This window comes from Methylobacterium sp. 1A (assembly GCF_058072805.1).
The window spans coordinates 24,883-45,996 of the sequence record NZ_JBYQVE010000002.1 but is presented as its reverse complement, the minus strand read 5'-3'; the positions used below and the strand labels follow the sequence as shown (position 1 = coordinate 45,996).

General features: G+C 70.5%; 16 protein-coding genes. 7 read left to right on the top strand and 9 right to left on the bottom strand.

Annotated elements, in window-relative coordinates; all coding sequences use genetic code 11:
- Positions 1–71: 71 nt before the first annotated feature.
- From fliI to ACX9MN_RS20180, 3 genes are all read left to right on the top strand, one after another.
- Entirely contained in the window at positions 72–1,424 is a 1,353-nt protein-coding gene (gene fliI / locus ACX9MN_RS20190) for a flagellar protein export ATPase FliI (protein WP_020092905.1), read from the top strand.
- A 149-nt stretch (positions 1,425–1,573) separates the two neighbouring features.
- Complete coding sequence (gene fliJ, locus ACX9MN_RS20185; protein WP_012322462.1) at positions 1,574–1,981, top strand: flagellar export protein FliJ; 408 nt, start codon at positions 1,574–1,576, stop codon at positions 1,979–1,981.
- A gap of 143 nt (positions 1,982–2,124) precedes the next feature.
- Entirely contained in the window at positions 2,125–3,192 is a 1,068-nt protein-coding gene (locus ACX9MN_RS20180; protein ID WP_020092903.1) for a lysylphosphatidylglycerol synthase domain-containing protein, read from the top strand.
- Between the two features lie 186 nt (positions 3,193–3,378).
- Here ACX9MN_RS20180 and flhA read toward each other — a convergent pair whose 3' ends face one another.
- Entirely contained in the window at positions 3,379–5,526 is a 2,148-nt protein-coding gene (gene flhA / locus ACX9MN_RS20175; protein ID WP_091682035.1) for a flagellar biosynthesis protein FlhA, read from the bottom strand.
- Between the two features lie 237 nt (positions 5,527–5,763).
- Here flhA and ACX9MN_RS20170 point away from each other — a divergent pair, with 237 nt between their 5' ends.
- The gene (locus ACX9MN_RS20170; RefSeq protein WP_020092901.1) at positions 5,764–6,360 is read left to right on the top strand and encodes a hypothetical protein; all 597 of its coding nucleotides are present in this window, start codon (positions 5,764–5,766) and stop codon (positions 6,358–6,360) included.
- A 40-nt stretch (positions 6,361–6,400) separates the two neighbouring features.
- Here ACX9MN_RS20170 and ACX9MN_RS20165 read toward each other — a convergent pair whose 3' ends face one another.
- Both ACX9MN_RS20165 and ACX9MN_RS20160 read right to left on the bottom strand, forming a co-directional pair.
- Positions 6,401–7,642 (bottom strand): KpsE/RkpR family capsule polysaccharide export protein, encoded by a 1,242-nt coding sequence (locus ACX9MN_RS20165; protein WP_091682051.1) that lies wholly within the window; start codon positions 7,640–7,642, stop codon positions 6,401–6,403.
- 140 nt (positions 7,643–7,782) lie between these two features.
- Positions 7,783–8,436, bottom strand: coding sequence for an ABC transporter ATP-binding protein (locus tag ACX9MN_RS20160; RefSeq protein ID WP_012322467.1), 654 nt, complete (start codon positions 8,434–8,436; stop codon positions 7,783–7,785).
- A 395-nt stretch (positions 8,437–8,831) separates the two neighbouring features.
- On the opposite strand from ACX9MN_RS20160, the gene ACX9MN_RS20155 reads away from it, so the two are divergent.
- From ACX9MN_RS20155 to ACX9MN_RS20145, 3 genes are all read left to right on the top strand, one after another.
- On the top strand, positions 8,832–9,305 hold the full coding sequence (locus tag ACX9MN_RS20155) for a PAS domain-containing protein (protein ID WP_020092899.1): 474 nt from the start codon (positions 8,832–8,834) through the stop codon (positions 9,303–9,305).
- Positions 9,306–9,360: 55 nt separating this feature from the next.
- A complete protein-coding gene (gene frc / locus ACX9MN_RS20150) occupies positions 9,361–10,611 on the top strand; it encodes a formyl-CoA transferase (protein WP_020092898.1) in 1,251 nt (416 codons plus the stop codon).
- Between the two features lie 84 nt (positions 10,612–10,695).
- Positions 10,696–11,874: an HPP family protein gene (locus ACX9MN_RS20145; protein WP_489725251.1), complete on the top strand. Its 1,179-nt coding sequence runs from the start codon at positions 10,696–10,698 to the stop codon at positions 11,872–11,874.
- A gap of 3 nt (positions 11,875–11,877) precedes the next feature.
- Here the strand turns inward: ACX9MN_RS20145 and ACX9MN_RS20140 are convergent, their stop codons facing one another.
- The 6 genes from ACX9MN_RS20140 to ACX9MN_RS20115 all read right to left on the bottom strand — a co-directional run bounded on the left by ACX9MN_RS20140 (position 11,878) and on the right by ACX9MN_RS20115 (position 21,110).
- The gene (locus ACX9MN_RS20140) at positions 11,878–12,573 is read right to left on the bottom strand and encodes an alpha/beta hydrolase (RefSeq protein ID WP_489725250.1); all 696 of its coding nucleotides are present in this window, start codon (positions 12,571–12,573) and stop codon (positions 11,878–11,880) included.
- 280 nt (positions 12,574–12,853) lie between these two features.
- Complete coding sequence (gene oxc / locus ACX9MN_RS20135) at positions 12,854–14,599, bottom strand: oxalyl-CoA decarboxylase (RefSeq protein WP_489725249.1); 1,746 nt, start codon at positions 14,597–14,599, stop codon at positions 12,854–12,856.
- 145 nt (positions 14,600–14,744) lie between these two features.
- A complete protein-coding gene (gene oxlT, locus ACX9MN_RS20130) occupies positions 14,745–16,031 on the bottom strand; it encodes an oxalate/formate MFS antiporter (protein ID WP_020092894.1) in 1,287 nt (428 codons plus the stop codon).
- A 134-nt stretch (positions 16,032–16,165) separates the two neighbouring features.
- Positions 16,166–17,971, bottom strand: coding sequence for a DEAD/DEAH box helicase family protein (locus ACX9MN_RS20125; RefSeq protein ID WP_489726340.1), 1,806 nt, complete (start codon positions 17,969–17,971; stop codon positions 16,166–16,168).
- Positions 17,972–18,145: 174 nt separating this feature from the next.
- Positions 18,146–19,234, bottom strand: coding sequence for a branched-chain amino acid aminotransferase (locus ACX9MN_RS20120; RefSeq protein WP_020092892.1), 1,089 nt, complete (start codon positions 19,232–19,234; stop codon positions 18,146–18,148).
- A 115-nt stretch (positions 19,235–19,349) separates the two neighbouring features.
- Entirely contained in the window at positions 19,350–21,110 is a 1,761-nt protein-coding gene (locus tag ACX9MN_RS20115) for an ABC transporter ATP-binding protein (protein WP_489725248.1), read from the bottom strand.
- Positions 21,111–21,114 lie beyond the last annotated feature (4 nt).

The following is a 21,114-nucleotide window of genomic DNA, read 5'->3' as shown; positions in this document are numbered from 1 at the left end:
ATCGAGCCGCTACGAGCCCGTGACCCGCAGTGTTAAGGAGGCCGGTAAACGAAGCGTTGAGAGCCAGGCCGATGACACAGGATCCGGCAAGATCCGTTGCTTCGCTCGCGTCGGCGCAGGCCGCCCTCGAGCGGATCGAGGTGCTGGAGACGTTCGGGCGGGTCGTGGCGATCCGCGGCCTGCTGGTGGAGGTCGCCGGACCTGTGGCCGCGATGCGACTCGGTGGCCGTGTCGACGTCGAGGGTGCTAACGGCCACGGGCTGGTGCCCTGCGAGGTCATCGGGTTCCAGGGCGATCGGGCGCTCGCGATGCCGTTCGGCTCGCTCGAGGGCGTGCGGCGCGGATGCCCCGCCTATGTCCGCGACGAATCGGCCGGCGCGATCCGGCCCTCCGGCGCTTGGCTCGGCCGGGTGATCGACGCCCTCGGGCGGCCGGTCGACGGGCTGGGCCCCCTTGTGCAGGGGCCAGACGTCTACCCCCTGCGCGCGGACCCGCCCCCCGCCCATGCCCGCACACGCGTCGGCGGACCGCTCGATCTGGGCGTCCGGTGCATCAACACCTTCCTGACCATGTGTGCGGGCCAGCGGATGGGCATCTTCGCCGGGTCCGGCGTCGGCAAGTCCGTGTTGCTGTCGATGCTGGCCCGCTACACGGCCGCCGATGTGGCGGTGATCGGACTCGTGGGCGAGCGCGGCCGCGAGGTGCAGGAATTCCTCCAGGACGATCTGGGCGCCGCGGGGCTCGCGCGCTCGGTGGTCGTGGTGGCGACCTCCGACGAGCCGGCCCTGATGCGCCGGAACGCGGCCTACGTGACCCTGTCGGTCGCCGAGCACTTCCGCGATCAGGGCGCCAAGGTCCTGTGCATGATCGACTCGATCACGCGCTTCGCCATGGCCCAGCGCGATATCGGCCTCGCCGCCGGCGAGCCGCCCACCGCCAAGGGCTACACGCCGACCGTCTTCTCGGAGCTGCCGCGCCTGCTCGAGCGCGCCGGTCCAGGGGTGGGGCAGGGCACGATCTCGGCCCTGTTCACCGTCCTGGTCGAGGGCGACGACCACAACGAGCCCGTGGCCGACGCGGTGCGGGGCATCCTCGACGGCCACATCGTCATGGAGCGCGCCATCGCGGAGCGCGGGCGCTACCCGGCGATCAACGTTCTGCGCTCGGTCTCGCGCACCATGCCGCGCTCCTGCGACCCGGCCTACCTCCCGGTCGTGCGGCGGGCGAGGCGGCTGCTGTCGACCTACGCCGACATGGAGGAGCTGATCCGGCTCGGCGCCTACCGGGCGGGCTCCTCCCAGGAGGTCGACGAGGCGGTCGCGCTCATGCCCGATCTTGAGGCTTTTCTGGGGCAGGGTAAGGAAGAAGCAACGTCCATCGGCGATGGTTACGCACGGCTCACCGAGATCGTCGGCAGGGCCTAGGCACCATGGGCCGAGGCGTTAACGCTTCGGCGCGATCATGGTGCACGTGGGGGATCCGGGCGGGTCTGCCGTGGGCAGGCTCGCACACAGGCTCGGTCCGGGCACGATCCCGGGCGCGGCCTCAAGCGTTGCGTGGAGTGAGCGTCCTGATGAAATCGCGTGACACGCTGATCCGCCTGCGCCGCTTCCAGGTCGACGAGAAGCGCCGGCGCGTGACCCAGATCGAGATGATGATGGCCGACTTCCAGCGCATGGCGGTGGAGCTCGATCGCGAGGTCGCCGTCGAGGAGGCCCGGGCCGGAATCACCGACGTCGGTCACTTCGCCTACCCGACCTACGCCCGGGCCGCGGCGACGCGCCGGGACAACATGATCCAGTCCGCCCAGGCGCTCGAGGGTCAGCTCGCCGAGGCGAAGGCCGAGCTGGGCGAGGCGTTCGAGGAGCTCAAGAAGGTCGAGATCCTGAACGACCGCGAGCGGACCGCCGAGCGCGCTGCCGAATCGGCCCGCGATCAGGCCGCCATGGACGGGATCGGCCTCAACCGCGCCCGGGGCTGACGCGGCCCGTCGGACCGCTCGGCCGGCTTCCGCGGCACGAAACCGTCACGATCACCTGACAAGGGGGATCGCGGCGGCGCCATGCCGCTTGCAGCGCGTCGCGTGCCGGCGCATCAGGGGCTCTCCCCAGGGCGTCGGTGTTCATGAAGAAGATCAGCGAGTTCATCTGGCCCTTGATCGGCCTCGCGGCCGTCGTGATATCGGGCTACTTCCTCTACCAGGAATTGAAGACGACCTCGCTCGCGGCGATCTGGGCCGCGATCCTCGCGATCCCGCCCCACCGGATCCTGCTGGCGGCCCTGTCGACCCTGGTCGCCTACGCGGCGCTCGCCTGGTACGACCGGATCGCCCTGCTGCATCTGGGCGTGCGCCACATTTCGTGGCTCTTCGTCTCGCTCTGCTCGTTCACGACCTACGCGCTCTCGCACAATATCGGCGCCTCGGTTTTCTCGGGCGCCCTGGTCCGCTACCGGGCCTACACGGCCAAGGGCCTGACGGCGGCGCAGGTCGCCGTGCTGGTGGCGCTCTGCTCGTTCACGTTCTTCCTCGGGACCGTCCTCCTCGGCGGCTTCACGCTGGTGGTCGATCCGAACCTGCTGACGCGCCTCGAGGGCAAGCTCCCGGGCTTCCTCACCGATTCCAAGACCGCGCTGATCGTCGGCATCGGCATGCTTGGCTTCGTTGGCCTGTACGTGATCGGCTCGATCCTGCACCTGCGGCCGCTGCACATCCGGTCGTTCAAGCTTGAGTATCCCCGGCCCGGCATCATGGGGCGCCAGCTGCTCGCGGCGCCGCTGGAGCTCCTGGGCGCGGCGGGCATCATCTACTTCGCTCTGCCGGAGGCGATGAACCCGGGCTTCATCCCGGTCCTGGCGATCTTCCTGGCCTCCTTCTCGGTGGCGCTGGCCTCGCACGCGCCGGGCGGCCTCGGCGTGTTCGAGATCGTGTTCATCACCGCGATGCACATCACCGATGAGGCGCAGAAGGACGCGATCATCGCGGCGGTGATCATCTTCCGGATCTTCTACTTCTGGCTCCCGGCCCTGGTCTCGGTGATCGTGGTGATCGCCTTCGAGCGCTCGCGGCTGGCCGCGGCGATCGGCTCGGCCGCGCACGGGCCCAAGGCGGCCGCCGTGCCGGAACCTCCCGTCGTCGTTCCCGGTCTCGACGCGCACGAGTTGGAGCGGGAGCTCAAGCAGAAAGCGATCTGAGGGGCTGACCGCCGTCTCGACGCGGGGGTGACGTCGCCGCCTCGGCCCCCGCGCGCCACACCGCGAAACCCGGGATGCTTCGCCGCGCGCTTCGTCTGTGCGCGGCGCTCGCCGATCCCGTGATTGCTCCCTCGGCCCGTGCGCCGGCACGAGTCTGCCCACGCCGGTGTCGCGGCCTCTGGGTCCTCAGATCGAGTTCACCGTCCGCAGCCGCGCCCGCGGGTGGATCTCCGCCTGGCTCATCACCGGCGTCTCGCGGCGGAAGCGCTCGATGATCGAGCGCACGAAGGGCCGCGTCTGGGCGGAGGTGACGAGCACCGGCATCTCGCCCTGGCGCGCCGCCGTCTCGAAGCGGTCGCGCACGGTGTTGACGAACTCGCTGAGCTTCGAGGGCTGCATCGCGAGGTAGCGCTCCTCGCGCTCGCCGACGATCGACTCCATGAACGCCTGCTCCCAGGCCGGCGACAGGGTGATGATCGGCAGCATGCCGTTCGGGTCCTGGTACTGTGCGCAGATCTGCCGGCCGAGGCGCGCCCGGACGTGCTCGACCACGTCGCGGGGGTTCTTCACCGCGCCCGCCACCTCGGCGATCGCCTCCACGATCGCCCCGAGATCGCGGATCGAGACCCGCTCGGCGAGCAGGAACTGCAGCACGCGCTGGATGCCGGTGGTGGAGATCTGCGACGGCACGATCTCCTTGAGCAGTTCGGCGTGCTCCTTGGGCAGCTCGCGCAGCAGCTTCGAGACTTCGACGTGGTTGAGGAGCTCGGAGACGTGGGCCTTGATGATCTCGGTCAGGTGCGTCGACACGACGGTGGCGGCATCGACCACCGTGTAGCCCTTGAGCTGCGCTTGGTCGCGCAGGGCCGCGTCGATCCAGGTTGCCGGCAGGCCGAAGGTCGGCTCCAGCATGTGCTGCCCGGGTAGCTGGACCTGACCGCCCATCGGATCCATCGCCATGAACTGGCCCGGGAAGATCCGGCCGGTGCCCGCCTCGATCTCCTTGACCCGCACCACGTAGGCGTTGGCGTCGAGCTGGACGTTGTCGAGGATGCGCACCGACGGCATCACGAAGCCGAGTTCCGCGGCGAGCTGGCGGCGCAGGGCCTTGATCTGGTCGGTGAGCCGGTCCTGGCCCTCGCCGTTGACCAGGGCGAGGAGCGCGTAGCCCATCTCGAGCTTGAGGTCGTCGAGCTTCAGCAGGTCGGTGACCGTCTCCTCCTTGGCGGCGCTCGCCGCGGCGACCGCGGCCGCATCCATCGGGGCGCCCAGGGCGTCGAGCGGCGGCGCGAGCTTGGCGGTCTTGTTGATGCGCCACGCCGCGTAGCCGGCGCCGCCGCCCAGCAGGACGAAGGGCAGCATCGGCATGCCGGGCAGGAGGGCGATCAGCAGCATCACCGCGGCCGACATGCCCAGCGCCTTGGGATAGTGCGCGAGCTGCTTGCCGAGCGCCTTGTCGGCGGCGCCGCGCACGCCGGCCTTCGAGACCAGCAGGCCCGCCGCCGTCGACACGATCAGCGCCGGGACCTGGCTCGCGAGGCCGTCGCCGATGGTCAGCAGGGTGTAGCTCTTGGCGGCCTCGCCGAAGCTCAGGCCCTGCTGCGCCACCCCGATGATGATGCCGCCGACCACGTTGATGAAGGTGATCAGCAGGGCCGCCACCGCGTCGCCGCGCACGAACTTCGAGGCACCGTCCATGGCGCCGAAGAAGGAGGATTCTTCCTCGAGCGCCGCGCGCCGCGCCTTCGCGGTCTTCTCGTCGATCAGGCCGGCCGACAGGTCGGCGTCGATGGCCATCTGCTTGCCGGGCATCGCGTCGAGGGTGAAGCGGGCCGCGACCTCGGCGATGCGGCCCGAGCCCTTCGTGATCACCACGAAGTTCACGATGATCAGGATCGCGAACACGATGATCCCGATGACGAAGTTGCCGCCCATCACGAAGTGGCCGAAGGCCTCGATGACGTGCCCGGCCGCCGCCGTGCCCTCGTGCCCGTGCCCGAGGATCAGGCGCGTCGAGGCGAGGTTGAGGGCGAGCCGCAACATCGTGGCGATGAGCAGCAGCGTCGGGAAGACGGTGAATTCCAGCGGGTTGTCGATCGACAGGCCGGTCATCATGATCAGGACCGACAGGATGATCGACACGGCCAGCAGCAGGTCGAGCAGGATCGCCGGCAACGGGAAGATGAGGACCGCCAGGATCCCCAGCACGCCGGTCGCGAACAGCAGGTCCGACCGCTTCGACAGCGCCTGGAGATCGCCGCGCGTCGGCAGCGCGAGCTGGCCGAGGACGGCCGCCGCTCCTGTCTGTGCCGGCGCGCTCGCCGTCTCTGCCATCGATGCCATCCGCTGCCGTTCGCCCGGGACAGGCCCGGGACGTACCCGGCAAGATCTGCCGAGCGGATGGTTAGCGCGGCGTTAAGATGGGGCCGGCGCTCGCGGGAACCCGGGCCGCCGCGATCGCTTGATCGGTCGGCGAGAGCGTCGATCCGGCATCCGACCGCGCCCGCGTCCGGGCCGCCCGCGCCGCCGCCACGTCTCCGGGCCCGGGCCCGGACATACCGGGAGAGCTCGATGGCCCTGCGCGCCCTGACCGCCCTGTTCGACGATTACGACGCCGCCGCGGGGGCGGTGGACCGGCTGGAGGCCGCCGGCATCCCCCACGCGGACATCAGCATCATCGCGAATCGCAACGAGCCCGCGGTCCCGCCGCGGGCGCCCGGGACCGCCGTTCCCCGACCGGTGGACGCGGCGGATTCCGCCGGCACCGGAGCCACGGTCGGCACGGTCCTGGGCGGCGGCGCCGGCCTGCTCGCGGGGCTGGGCCTCCTGGCGATCCCGGGGCTCGGGCCGGTGGCGGCGGCGGGCTGGCTCGTCGCCACCGTGACGGGCGCCGGCGTGGGCGCCGCGGCCGGCGGCCTGATCGGCGGTCTGACCGCGGCGGGCCTCAGCGCCGACGAGGCCGAGACCTACGCCGAGGGCGTGCGTCGCGGCGGTACCCTGGTGACGGTGCGCGCCGACGAGTCCCGGGCCGAGCGCGTCCTGTCCATTCTCGACCAGGCGGGGTCGATCGATCTCGACCAGCGCGCCGAGGGCTGGCGCGCCCAGGGCTGGACCGGCGGCACCATCGGCCCGGCGGCGGATGACCGGGGCACCGGGGCCGGCCGCTGAGGATACCGGTCCGTCCCGGGCGAACCCGGCGGGACGCGCGTCAGGTCATCATCTTCCGGGCGAACATCGCGGCGCCGAACAGGACGCCGGCGCCCGCGGTGATCAACGCGATCATCAAGAGCCGCCGCGGTTCGGTGGAGGATTCGGCCTTCACCGGCTCGACGATCGGGCTGAAGAACTCGATCTGCCGGGCCGCGATGATGCGCGCGCGCTCGTGGGCGGTCAGCACCTGCTGATAGTACTTCTCGGCGTTCTTGCGGTCGTTCTCCAGGACCTCGAACTTGGTCAGCGCGTCGGAGAGCAGGCGCTTCTGCTCCGGATCCTGGCTGGCGGATTGCCGCTCGATCCGGGCGATGTTGTCGTCGAGGTCCTTCATCTGCTGCTTGATGTCGATGATCCGGCGCGCGTCGGGACCGAGGTCCCGCTGCCCGATCGCGAGCTGGAGCGCGAGGTTGATCCGCGAGGCCCGCATCTCGGCGATCATCTTGACGTTGATGTCGTTCGTCTTCTGCGCGTCGAGCACGCCCTCGCGGTTGCGCAGGTCGCGCGTCGCGAGGCGGATCTTGGTCATGCGCTCCTCGGCGAGCCGCAGCTCCCGCGTGCTCTCGGCAACGGCATCCTCGCGCGACTTGACGCTGAGGTCGTTCACCTTGCGCTCGGCCTCCTTCATGATGGCCTTGGCGATGGCGAGGGATTCCTGGGGATCGAAGGCCTCGACCTCCACCGACAAGATGCCGGATCCGGCCTCGACCTCGACGCCGACGCGCCGCTTCCAGTAGCGGACAAACTTCTCGATCGGCTTCTCCGGATCGAACCGCGAGAAGTAGTCGATGGACTCGTTGCTGAACCACTGGCGCAGCGGAAGCTGCGCCTCGAGGAGCTCCAGCATCGGACGGCTGAGGATGAACTCGCGCGTGATCAGCGTGTCCTGCGCCACCATCTGGTTCGCCGTGCCGGAATTTGTCCCGCCGGTCTCCGAGGACGTCTTCTCGGCGGAGCCGATGGCCGGCCGGATCGCGAATCGCGCCTCGCTGACGTAGCGGTCCGAGGCGATCAGGCCGTAATAGGCCGCCCCGGCGAGCGTCGGCAGCAGGAAGCAGACGACGAACAGGATCGGGATCCAGGGATCGTTCTTGGCGTCGGCCTGAAAGGACCGGATGCCCTTCTTGCGGTCGGCGAAGCGCGACATGCGCGCGATCTGCCGCAGCGACTCGCTCACCGCCTGCTGGCGGTCCGCGGGCGTGACCGGCTGCCCCTCGGCCTTCCGGATCTCCATGTTCATGGCCTGATTCCCGGCCTCCCCGGCCTCGAAGGTCGACCCGTTACCGGGATCCCGCGCGCGCCGCACCCGGCGCCGCGACCGTCTCTCGCACGGCGAGGCGGCAAAAGCATGTCGTCGCGGTCCGGCCGCCGCCGGCGCGGTCAGGCGTTGAGGCGCCGGTACACCTCGATGGCGTCGTTCACGTCCTCGTAGATGATCGCGCGACCGTTCAGCAGGACCAACCCCTGCGTGCACCACTGCCGGATGGTCTCCATGGAGTGCGAGACCATGATGATGTCGGCGTTCTTCCGGCGCTGCGAGAAGACCTCGTCGCAGCGCTTCGAGAACCGCGCGTCGCCGACCGAGGTGATCTCGTCGATCAGGTAGCAGTCGAACGGGATCGCCATGCTCATGCCGAAGGCGAGCCGCGCGCCCATGCCCGACGAGTACGTGTAGATCGGCACGTCGAGGTAGCTTCCGAGTTCCGAGAAATCCTCGACGAAATCGAGCACCTTGCGCGGGTCCTCGCCGTAGATGCGCGCCACGAAGGTGACGTTGTCGCGCCCGGTCATCTTGGGATGGAAGCCGCCGGCGAAGCCGAGGGGCCACGAGACCCTGAGGCCGCGGTGGATCCGGCCGCGCGTCGCGTCCTCGGTGCCGGCGATCAGCCGCATCGTGGTGGATTTTCCGGCGCCGTTGATGCCGAGGATGCCGTAGGACACGCCCGGCTTCAGGGTGAACGACACCTGTTCCAGGATGGTCCGCCGGTGGCCTTCCGTCCGGTAGACCTTGCTGACTTTCTCGAAACGGATCACCGAAATGGTCTCCCGGGCGGTGTGCCGAACCGCCGGTCCGAGCTGCCTGACGGGCGGAGTCCTGCTCGCCGAAAGCGGCAAATCTGAGAAGGACATGAGCGCCTTGCCGCGTCGCGCGGCGGCGATCGAGCGGCGCGCGTCGGCAGACGGCTTCGCCCGGAAAGCTCCACCGGTCGCTTGAAGAAAAGTGCCACCTGTCACCCCGTCGGTTGACGCCATTCTCCATTTGGCATACCAAATACCAACCGAAGAGGGCGGGTGACAGCCCTTCAAGGATGCGGGACCGGAATTTTACCGCCGTTTCCGCGCGTGACGTTCAGGAAGGGCCGCCCCATGACAAGGCGCCGGACTGCCGCGATCCACCTCTCATCCGCGCTGCCGACCGGGTGGCGCCCATGACGGCGACCGGGCCGACCCTGGCCGCGCCCGGTTCCCTCGAAATCCACGGTCTGGCCGAGGCGATCGGCGACGCGGTGGTGGTGTCCGATCCGGACGGCGCCATCACGGTCTGGAACCCGGCCGCGGAGCGCATCTTCGGCTTCACCGCCGCCGAGGCTCTGGGCCAGACCCTCGATCTGATCACACCCGAGCGGCACCGACGCCGCCACTGGGACGGCTACGCCAAGACCATGCGTACCGGCGTCACCCGCTACGGGGCAGAGACCCTGAGGGTGCCGGCGCTCCACAAGGACGGCCGCCAGCTCTCCATCGCCTTCACGGTGGGGATGGTGCGGGACGCCTCCGACCGGGTGACCGGGATCGTCGCCGTGATCCGCGACGAGACCGAGCGCTGGGCCGAGGAGAAGCGCCTGCGCCAGCGCGTCGCCGAACTCGAAGCTTCCTCGGATCCGGCCCGTCGGGCGCCTTGAGCCCGCCGGACCATCCGAAGGACCCGATCACCGAACCGCACAGGGAGAACGCCCAATGAGCAAGCCGCTGGAAGGCATCAAGATCATCGACTTCACCCACGTCCAGGCCGGCCCGGCCTGCACGCAGCTCCTCGCCTGGTTCGGCGCCGACGTGATCAAGGTCGAGCGCCCCGGCGCCGGCGATGTGACCCGCACGCAGCTGCGCCACGTCGAGGACGCGGACGCGCTCTACTTCACGATGCTGAACTCCAACAAGCGCTCGCTCACCCTCGACACCAAGACCCAGGCCGGCAAGGAAGTCCTCGAGAAGCTCATCCAGGACTCCGACGTCATGGTCGAGAATTTCGGTCCCGGCGCCCTCGACCGGATGGGCTTCTCCTGGGCCCGCATCCAGGAGCTGAACCCGGGCATGATCCTCGCCTCGGTGAAGGGCTTCTCGGACGGCCACCACTACGAGGACCTGAAGGTCTACGAGAACGTCGCCCAGTGCGCGGGCGGTGCCGCCTCGACCACGGGTTTCTGGGACGGGCCGCCCACCGTCAGCGCCGCCGCGCTCGGTGACTCCAACACCGGCATGCACCTCGCCATCGGCATCCTCACGGCGCTCCACCAGAAGAACAAGACCGGCAAGGGCCAGAAGGTCGCCGTGTCGATGCAGGACTCGGTGATCAACCTCTGCCGCGTGAAGCTGCGCGACCAGCAGCGCCTCGACGCGCTCGGCTACCTCGAGGAGTACCCGCAGTACCCCCACGGCGAGTTCTCCGACGTGGTGCCGCGCGGCGGCAACGCGGGCGGCGGCGGCCAGCCGGGCTGGGTGCTGAAGTGCAAGGGCTGGGAGACCGACCCGAACGCCTACATCTACTTCACGATCCAGGGCCACGCCTGGGCGCCGATCTGCAAGGCGCTCGGCAAGGAGGAGTGGATCACCGATCCGGGCTACAACACGCCGCGGGCCCGCCAGGACAAGATCTTCGACATCTTCAAGACGATCGAGGAGTGGCTCGCCGACAAGACCAAGTTCGAGGCGGTCGACATCCTGCGCACCTACGACATTCCCTGCGCGCCGGTGCTGTCGATGAAGGAGATCGCCGAGGACAAGTCCCTGCGCGAGAGCGGCACCGTCGTCGAGGTGGCGCACCCGAAGCTCGGCAAGTACCTGACCGTCGGAAGCCCGATCAAGTTCTCCGACATGCAGGTCGAGGTGAAGGCGTCGCCGCTGCTCGGCGAGCACACCGATGAGGTGCTCGCAGACCTGGGTTACACCCAGGAGCAGATCCGGGCGATGCACGAGGCCCGCGCGGTCTGATAAGGACCGCCCGACTTCAGCGACCCTGAGACAGGACGGCGCTCCCCGGGGCGCCGTCCTTTTCACGTGCGAGCCCCGGATCCGATGCGCGCATTCCTCAGCCGTTTCCTGCCGGAGCTGACCCCGGTCAGCAAGCGCGAGCGCCTGCGCTCGGCGGCCGGTGCCCTCGTGGGCATCCTGGCGACCGGCTTCGTCTGCCGGGTCTCCGTCCCGGCCGAGGCCCTGCCGGTGCTGATCGCCCCGATGGGCGCCTCGGCGGTGCTGCTCTTCGCGGTGCCGGCGAGCCCTCTGGCGCAGCCCTGGTCGATCCTCGGCGGCAACATCGTGGCGGCGCTCGTCGGTGTCACGGCGGCGGCCTGGATCGGCGACCCGTTCGTGGCGGCGTCCTGCGCCATCGGGGTGGCGATCGCGCTGATGATGGCCCTGCGCTGCCTGCACCCGCCGAGCGGGGCCGTGGCGCTGACGGCGGTGCTCGGCGGCCCGGCGATCCGGGAGCTGGGCTACGGCTTCGTGCTGTGGCCGGTGGCGGTCAACTCGCTGCTGCTGCTGACCACCGCCCTGCTGTTCAACAACCTCACCGGGCGCGCCTACCCGCACCTGCGCCCGGCCGGGCCCCGGACGGCGGATCCGCCCTCGGACGCCCGGGTCGGCTTCCGGGCCTCGGACCTCGACGCCGCGCTGGAGGATTTCGACCAGCTCCTGGACGTCGATCGGGGCGACCTGGAGCAGATCCTGCGGCGCGTGCAGATGCGGGTCTACGGCCGCCGTTCGGGCCCGATCACCTGCGCGGCGATCATGTCGCGCGACGTGATCGCGGTGGCGCCGGACGCGCCGCTCTCCGAGGCCATGCGGCTGCTGCGCCGTCACCGCATCAAGGCGCTTCCGGTCACCGACGAGGGCGCGCGCGTCCTCGGCATCGTCACGCAGACCGACCTGCTCGACAAGGCCGCCTGGGACCGGAGCGGGCCGCGCCTCGGTCTCGGCCGCCGCCTGCGCCTCACGGCCGAGCGCGGCCGCGCCCCCCACGGCTGCGCGGCCGACATCATGAGCGCGGTCGAGCCGGTCGGTCCCGACACGCCCGTGGCCGCCCTGGTGCCGCGGATGTCGGAGGCGGGGCTTCACCACCTGCCGGTGGTCGACGACGACGGCCGCTTGGTCGGAATCGTCTCGCAGACCGACCTGATCCCGGCGCTCCTGTCCGAGGCCGACGCGCCCGAGGCGCCGATCCGCACCCGCGCGCCGGCCCGGGCCGCCCTGGCCTGAACCTCAGCGCCCGGCGGGCGGATCCGCCAGGAAGAACCTGACCGCCTGCGCCACCACGGCCGGCTGGTGGGCGTGCGGTCCGTCATACTCGAAGTAGGTCACGGGATAGCCGGCCTCGCGCAGGGCCGGCACGTGGACCCGGGCGCTCCGGTCGATCGGGATCTGCACGTCCTGGGTCCCGTGTGACAGGAAGATGCGCGGCGCGCCGACCTGCAGGTGCACCGACAGGAACCCGGCCGACGAGACGATCAGGTGGCTCGCCACGTCGCCGTTCGCGAGCCCCGACGAGAGCGTGTAGCTGCCGCCGTCGGAATGGCCGGCGAAGCAGAGCCGCTGCGGATCGAGCAGGAACCGGTCGGCGACGTGACCCAGCGCCGCCGCGACGCGCTCCCGGTCGGGCCCGTGGCCGGCGATGACGATGTCCCAGGTCGGGAACAGGGATTGCGGCGCGAGGAGCAGGAAGCGCTCGGTCCGGGCGTGCGCCTCCAGCATCGGCAGGATGCGCTCGGCGCTGCCGCCGCCGCCGTGGAACAGCACCACGAGCGGGCAGGGCCGGCGCGGATCGAGGCCCTCCGGGACCACCAGCACCGCGTCGCGCTCGGCGAAGAGGCCGAGGTCGTGCCGGCCCGGGGCGAGGGGCTCCTCGGTCGGGAGCCGGTGGCGGAAGTGCAGGCGGCCGGCGAGGTCGGGGTCGATCATGGATGCACCGTCACCGAACGGATGACGGATCCGGCGCCGTCACTGCGGGCGCGGCGAAGCCATCCCCGCGCTCCGCGCGAAACTGGACCGCGCCGCCCCGGGTCGCTTCGCTTCGCTCGCGATGACGGTGCGGGGAAGGTCTCCCGGGGGCCGGGAGCTTCAGCGGAACACCGTCCCGCGCGGATCCGCGACGCCGTTCTCGTCAAGGCAAAGAGCCGGGCTCGACACGCGAGCCCGGCTTCGATGGTGTGGGATCAGAGATCTCGCGAGGGTCTCGCCCTCACTTCTTCTTCTTGATCCCGCTCTGCGGGTTGAGGCTGCCGATGTTGCCGCTCTCGCTGCCGGCCGCCGGGTCGATGACGGCGTTGACGAGGGCCGGGCGGCCCGAGTTCATCGCCTCGTTGACCGCGCGGGTCAGCTCGTCCGGCGTGGTGACGTGGTAGCCGACGCCGCCGAAGGCCTCCATCATCTTGTCGTAGCGGGAATCCGGCACGAACACGGTGGTGGCCGGGTCGCGGCCGGTCGGATCGGTGTCGGTGCCGCGGTAGATGCCGTTGTTGTTGAACACCACGATGCAGACCGGCAGGCCGTACCGGCAGATCGTCTCGACCTCCATGCCGGAGAAGCCGAAGGCGCTGTCACCCTCGACGCAGAGCACCGGCTTGCCGGTCTCGACGGCGGCCGCGACGGCGAAGCCCATGCCGATGCCCATGATGCCCCAGGTGCCGACGTCCAGGCGCTTGCGCGGCTGGTACATGTCGATGATGCCGCGGGCGAGGTCGAGGGTGTTGGCGCCCTCGTTGACGAGGATCGCGTCCGGCCGCTCCTTGACGATGGTGCGCAGCGCGCCGAGCGCGGCGTGGAAGTTCATGGGCGAGGCGTTGCTCATGAGCTTCGGCGCCATCTTGGCGACGTTCGCCTCGCGCTTCGACCTGAGCGTCTCGATCCAGTCGGACGGGGGCTGCTGCCAGCCCTGGCCCATGCCGTCGAGCAGCGCCTGCACGCAGGAGGCGATGTCGCCGACGACGGGCGCCACGATCTCGACGTTCGAGTCCATCTCGCGGGGCTCGATGTCGATCTGGATGAACTTGGTCGAGCCCGGCTCGCCCCAGCTCTTGCCCTTGCCGTGCGACAGCAGCCAGTTCAGCCGGGCGCCGACCAGCAGCACCACGTCCGAGTCCTTCAGCGCCGTCGAGCGCGCCGCGCCGGCCGAGAGCGGGTGGGTGTCGGGCAGGAGGCCCTTGGCCATGCTCATCGGCACGTAGGGGATGCCGCTGGTCTCCACGAGGGCACGGATGGCGTCATCGGCCTGGGCGTAGGCGGCGCCCTTGCCGAGCACGATCAGCGGCCGCTTGGCGGATTTCAGGACCTCGAGCGCCCGGGCGATCGCCTCGGGGGCGGGGTGCTGGGCAGGCGCCGGATCGATCACCTTGACCAGAGACTTCTGGCCGGCCTCAGCGTCCATCACCTGGGAGAAGAGCTTGGCGGGCAGGTCGAGGTAGACGCCGCCCGGGCGGCCCGAGCAGGCCGCGCGAATGGCGCGGGCGACGCCGATGCCGATATCGGCGGCGTGCAGCACCCGGAAGGCCGCCTTGCACAGGGGCTTGGCGATGGCGAGCTGGTCCATCTCCTCGTAGTCGCCCTGCTGCAGGTCGACGATCTCGCGCTCGGAGGAGCCCGAGATCAGGATCATCGGGAAGCAGTTGGTGGTGGCGTTGGCGAGGGCGGTCAGGCCGTTGAGGAAGCCCGGCGCCGAGACGGTGAGGCAGATGCCCGGCTTCTGGGTGAGGAAGCCCGCGATCGCCGCGGCGTTGCCGGCGTGCTGCTCGTGGCGGAACGAGATGACCCGCATCCCCTCGGCCTGGGCCATGCGCCCGAGATCGGTGATCGGGATGCCCGGGACACCGTAGATGGTGTCGATGCCGTTCAGCTTGAGCGCGTCGATGACGAGGTGGAAGCCGTCGGTCAGATCGGGCTCGGCCTCGACCTCGGGGGTGGTGTGGACGATCTTGGCGACTGCGGTCATCACGGTTTCTCCCGGAAGATCGGTTTGGACGGGCGGCGCTCGGCGCCGGCTGGCTGGAGGATCCCCCGCACTCCCGAGGAGGGGGAGGGTGGGAGATCCGCGAAGGTCGGGCGTCGCTCTCGCGACGTCGTGGGGCGGGGGCCTATCAGGCCGCCCGGATCGGCTGGGCGCCGAGCGCCGCGGGCTGATCCTCCGAGGCGAGGTAGCGGGCCCGCATCGGGCGCAGGACGAACATCGCCAGCGCCGCCGCCGTCACGTTGAGGACGATGATCAGCGTGAACACCGCCGACCAGCCGTAGGCCGCCGACAGGATGCTGGCGAAGGGGACGAGGAAGGCCGCGGTGCCCTTGGCAGTGTAGAGCAGGCCGGCGTTGCTGGCGGCGTACTTGGAGCCGAACGTGTCGCCGCAGGTCGCCGGAAACAGCGAGTAGATCTCGCCGAAGACCCCGAAATACACCGCGGTGGCCAGGACGAAGACCATCGGGACGTGACCGTAGGTCAGCAGCACGATCACCGCCAGCGCCGCCGTCGAGAAGGCGATGAACATCGTGTTCTCGCGGCCGATGTTGTCGGAGACGTAGCCGAAGAACGGCCGGCCGAACCCGTCGAAGACCCGGTCGAGCGAGATCGCCAGCGTCAGCGCCGCCATCTGGAGGCCGAACAGGCTCACCGGCACGCCGGCCACCTGGAAGTCGTGGGCGATCGGGGCGATCTGCGCCGCCGCCATCAGGCCGCCGGAAGCGACCATCACGAACATCACGTACATCACCCAGAAGACCGGGGTGCGCACCGCCTCGCGGGGGCTGCGGTCGACCTTGGTCTGCGGCAGGCGGGTCTTCTTGCGCTGGACCGGCGTGTTGGTCGACGGCTTGCGCAGCAGGAAGGCGAGGGCCAGCACCACGGCGCCCTGGCCGATGCCGAAGTACAGGAACGCGTCCTGGTAGCCGCTCGACGCGATCATGCGGGCGATCGGCACCACCGTGATGGCGGCACCCGCGCCGAAGCCGGCCGCGGTGGCGCCGGCGGCGAGGCCGCGGCGATCAGGGAACCACTTGAGCGCGTTGCCCACGCAGGTGCCGTAGACCGAGCCCGCACCGATGCCGGCGACGACGGCGCCGAGATAGAGCATCGCCAGGCTGTCGGCGTAGGCGTTGATGGTCCAGGCGAGGGCGATCATCACGCCGCCGAAGGCGACGACGATCTTCGGACCGTAGCGGTCGACGAACCACGCTTCGACCGGCACCAGCCAGGTCTCCGTGGCGACGAACAGCGTGAACGCGAGCTGGATCGCCGCGCGGCCCCAATGGTAGCGCTGGTCGATCGGGTCCACGAACAGGGTCCAACCGTATTGAAGGTTGGCGATCATGGCCATGCAGATCACGCCGAAGGCGAGCTGCCACCATTTCGCCGAAGGCGAATCCTGGCGTTCCATCCCTGAGCCTCTCTCTTGGGCGGCGCGGCCTTGCTCTGGCGGCGTCTCTCGTGCCCCGACGATCATGCACATCCGTTCTAGGTATGCAATATACCAGGGTGAGACGGACCGGGTGAAGTGTCAGGACGGCGATATTATTCCGTTTGCCCGGCCGGAGGAATCGGTCCCCAGGCACCGAGCGTCGGTGCCTCCGCGGGGCTCAGAATCTCGTCGAGGGCGGGGATCGAGGCCGGGTCGGCCGGGAAGCCGATGAGGGCGCAGGCGGCTTCCCAGTCGGGCCCCGACTTCACCGCCGCCAGGGTTCCCGGATCCAGCGCCGTGATCCGACCGCGGTCGAGACGCATGAAGGCCCGGCCGGTCTCGGCCTGAACGAAGCGGACGACCGCCATCCGGCGCAGGCATTCGCGCAGGAAGCTGGTGTTGGCGGAGGCCGAGAGGTCGGCGCCGTCGAACACGGCGTCGGGCCCGTGGGCGAAGATGTCGACCTTGCGGAAGCGGTCGATGTCGATCAGCCCCTTCACGTCGAGGATGTTGAGAGTTCCGTCCGCCCAGAACGCGATGGTGCGCGGGCGCTCGCCCAGCGGCACGCTGTTGTCGAGGAACTCGCAGACCACCTGCTTGTCCCGTGAGAGCGCCCAGTTGAAGAACAGGCGCGGCATGCCGGTATAGGCCTCGACGTTGTGGGCCAGGAGGTCCTCGACGGCCTTGTAGCGGCCGAACAGCTCGCCGCGCTTCCAGGCGCGCTCCACGGTGTCGGCCGGAGGCGTGACCATGAACTGCATGTAGACGCGGTCGCCGAACCGGGTGAGCAACTGGCCGCCGCCGTCCGAGCCCGCGTCGGCCTGGAAGCTGTCGAACCGGAACCGGTCGATCAGCAGGTTCGAGATCCGCCGCTCCGCCGCCTTTCGGGTGACGTAGCGGTCGAGCTTCATGTCGATGATCTCGACCTCGTAGCCGGTCAGCGTCCCGGCGTACCGCGAAGCTTCGCCCAGGCTGTCGTAGTCGAGGAGGTACTTGCGCCAGACGTCGGGGGTGATCACCGCGAAGTCCGACCACGCCATGCCCAGCCGCTTGGCGAGGCCGAGCTGGTAGGGGCGGATCGTGCTCTTTCCGGACGCCGAGGCGCCCTTCACGTTCATCACCACCGGATGATCCTGCGGCGCCAGCCGCCGGTAGCGCTGCGCCTCGACGACGGCGTCGATCCAGGGCTCGATCTGCTCGCCGACGCGCCGGCTGCCGTAGCCGTTCGAGACCAGCGTCCCCGCGATGGTCCGCAGCAGCGCGGCGTCGCGGATGACCGCATTCTGCCGCGCGATGAGGCCCGACACCACGGCGCGCAGGGCCTCGCAGGCGGCCATCTCCAGGGGGTCGCCGGCTTCGGCGGCGCGTCGCTGCCAGCTCTCGAGATGGCGCAGGGCCCGGGTCGCGAGATCCTCGCGCGGCGCCTGGACCGTCGGCGGGCGGCGCCCGAGCAGGCGGTCGAGCCAGCGCGGCTCTGGCGGCGGCGGGGGAGGTCTCTCCTCCAGGATGGCGGCGATCTCGCGGGCGAGCACCGCGTCGGCCTCGGCGCGGATCCGGTCGAGGGCGGACTCGACCTCGGCGAGGCGGGGCTCGATGCCCTCGCGCAGGATGGTCGCGACGATGGCGCGGAAGTTCACGCCGAGATCGGCGTAGACTTCGCCCACCGGCACGGAGAGATCCGACATCACCCGGATCAGGACCTCGTGGACGACGAGGCGCCCGGCCCGGAACCGGGTGAGCTGGCGGGCGGGCAGCCCGCAGAGATCGCTCAGGTCCAGGGCGTCGCGGAGCGGCGTCTCGACGTGCTCCGGCCGGTAGACGGTCACGAGGGGCAGGAAGGCGGACGGCAGATCGGACCGGACGCCCGGGTTCCAGGGGCCGATGGGCGGCTCGGGAGAGTGGACCGACGCGTCCGTCACGCGCGCGGCAGCCGTATCCGTCACCGCGCGCCCCGCTGAAGACCGCCCGAAACGTCCGCAACGCCCGCCGCGACCTCGGGACGAGGGCGTGGACCGGGCAGACGCCTGCCCGGTCCTCGCGGCGAACCCGGCAGTCCCGACCCCGACCACACGGCCGCGGGCGGACGCCGGCTCTCAGAAGATCTTCTGGAACCAGCCGTGGGCGTCATTGGAATTGCCCCGCTGGATGTCCACCAGCAGGCTCCGCAGCCGCTGGGCCACGGGGCCGGCCTTGCCGTTCCCGATGGTGAAGCTCTCCTCCCGGCCCTTCACGGTGCCGATCGGCGTGATCACCGCGGCGGTACCGCAGGCGAAGGCCTCGGTCAGGCGCCCCTCCCGCACGTCGGCGCGCCACGCGTCGATCGTGTAGGGCTCCTCCTTCACGGTCAGGCCCGCCTCCCGCGCCAGCGTGATCACCGAGTCGCGGGTGATGCCGGGCAGGATGCTGTCCGAGAGCGGCGGCGTCACCAGCGTGCCGTCCTCGAAGACGAAGAAGACGTTCATGCCGCCGAGCTCCTCGACGTAGCGGCGCTCGGCCGCGTCGAGGAACACCACCTGCTCGCAGCCCTGGGACGCCGCCTCCGACTGCGCCGCGAGGCTCGCCGCGTAGTTGCCGCCGCACTTGGCCGCGCCCGTGCCGCCCGGGGCCGCGCGGGTGAAGTGCTCCGAGACCCACACCGTCACGGTGCCGGTCGGATCCTTGAAGTAGGAGCCGACGGCCGAGGCGATCGTCACGAACAGGTATTCCGAGGCCGGCTTGACCCCGAGGAAGGCCTCGCTGGCGATCATGAACGGGCGCAGGTAGAGGCTGCCGTCCGGCGTGTCGGGGATCCAGGCGCGGTCGATCTCGACGAGCCTGCGCATCGCCTCGACGAAGGCGTCCTCCGGGAAGGGCGCCATCGCCATCCGCTCGGCGGAGCGGCGGAAGCGCAGGGCGTTGGCCTCCGGCCGGAACAGGGCCGCGCCGCCGTCCGCGGTGCGGTAGGCCTTCAGGCCCTCGAAGATCTCCTGCGCGTAGTGCAGCACCGCGGCGGCGGGATCCAGGGGAATGGCCTCGCGCGCCTGGATCCGCGCGTCGTGCCAGCCGCGGCCGGCGGTGTAGCGCGCCACCACCATGTGGTCTGTGAACACCTTGCCGAAGCCAGGATTCGCCATCAGCGCGGCCCGCTCCTCGGCGGTCCGCGGGGCCGGATGACTTTGGATCTCGAACGTCAGGTCGCTCACGGTGTGGTCCTCATCGACTGAGGCCCTTATGGCGCGCTCCGGCGCGCGAATCTACGGAGCCGGCGCATGACGGCGTCGCCGTATATGCGAGTCACTCGGCGAGTCACTCGGCGCGTCACTCGGCGGTCGCGGGCTCCGACAGCTGCAGACGGTGCAGGCGCGCGTAGGCGCCGCCGGCGGCGAGCAGGTCGTCGTGGCGCCCGGTCTCGATCACCCGGCCCGCCTCCATCACGGCGATCTGATCGGCGTCGCGGACGGTCGAGAGCCGGTGGGCGATCACCAGGGTGGTGCGGCCGCGCATCAGCCGGGTCAGCGCCTCCTGGACGAGCCGCTCCGATTCGGAATCGAGGGCCGAGGTCGCCTCGTCGAGGAGCAGGATCGGCGCGTCCTTGAGAAAGGCGCGGGCCAGCGCCACCCGCTGCCGCTCGCCGCCCGAGAGCCGGCCGCCGCCCGGGCCGACCCGGAACCCGTAGCCTTCCGGGAGGGCCGAGACGAAGGTGTGGGCCGCGGCGGCCTCGGCCGCCGCCTCGATCTCCGCGGGCGTCGCCCCGGGCCGGCCGAAGCCGATATTGGCGGCGACCGTGTCGTCGAACAGCACGACCTCCTGCGAGACGACCGCCACCGCGGCGCGCAGGGAGGCCAGCGTCACGTCCCGGACATCCTGGCCGTCGATGGTCACGGCGCCGCCGGTGACGTCGTAGAGGCGCGGAACGAGGTTGAGCAGCGAGGACTTGCCCGAGCCCGAGCGCCCGACGAGCGCCGTCACCGATCCGGCCGGGACCGCGAGGTCGATGCCCTCCAGCGCCGGCGCGTCCGGCCGGTAGCGGAACCGGACGTCGGCGAAGCGGATCGCGCCGCCGGTCACCGCCAGCGGCCGGGCCTCCGGCGCCTCGCGGATCGTGGCACTCTCGTCCATGACGTCGAAGTATCGCCGCAGCGCGGCGGCGGCCTCCTGCAGGATGGCGTTGAGGTTGCCCAGCGCCCGGGCCGGCTGGGCGGCGAGGAGCAGGGCCGCCACGTAGCCGGTGAAGTCGCCGACCGTCTTCTCTCCGGCCAGGACCCGCTGGCCGACCAGCACCAGGACGCCCGCCACCGCGATGCCGCCGCCGATCTCGAGCAGCGGGTCGAGGCGGCCGCGGGCATTGGCGGCCTTCATCTTGAGGCGCCGCACCTCGTCGAGGGCCTCCGCGGCGCGACCCTTGAGGTATGTCTCCATCGCGTAGGCCTTGGCGACCCGGGCCCCCTGCAGGCTCTCGGAGATCAGGCTGGCGGTGGCGCCCATCTGCTCCTGGGTCGAGGTCGAGACCCGCCGGAGCTTCCGGCCGATCCGCCCGATCGGTCCCGCCACGAACGGGACCGTGACGCCGGCCACGAGGGTCAGCACCGGATCCATCCAGATCAGCGCCGCCACGAGCCCGATCAGCATCGCGATGTCGCGGAGCAGGACCGTCGAGATCCGGGTCAGCGCCTCCTTGATGAAGGCGAAGTCGGTGGTGAAGCGCTGGGTGAGCGCCGCCGGGCTCTCGCGGCCGAGCTGGGCGAGATCCGAATCGATGAGATGCCCGTAGAGCGCCGCCTGCATGTCGGCCTCGACCCGGGTCACCACCCGGTTGGTCAGGACCGTCTGGCCGTAGAGGGCGAAGCCGCGCGTGGCCGTGACGACGATCACCACCAGCGGTCCGTACGCGATGGCGGCGGCGTCCTTGCGGTCGAAGGCGTCGAAGGCGGCCTTGATCAGCGCCGGGTAGAGCCCGGTCGAGGCGCCGACCAGGGCGATCAGCACCAGCACCACCGCCAGGGTGGCCCGGTGCGGGTACAGCCACGTGCGCCAGAGCCGGGCGAGGAGGGGAGCCGTGTCGCCGGGAAGGCGCGCCATGAGA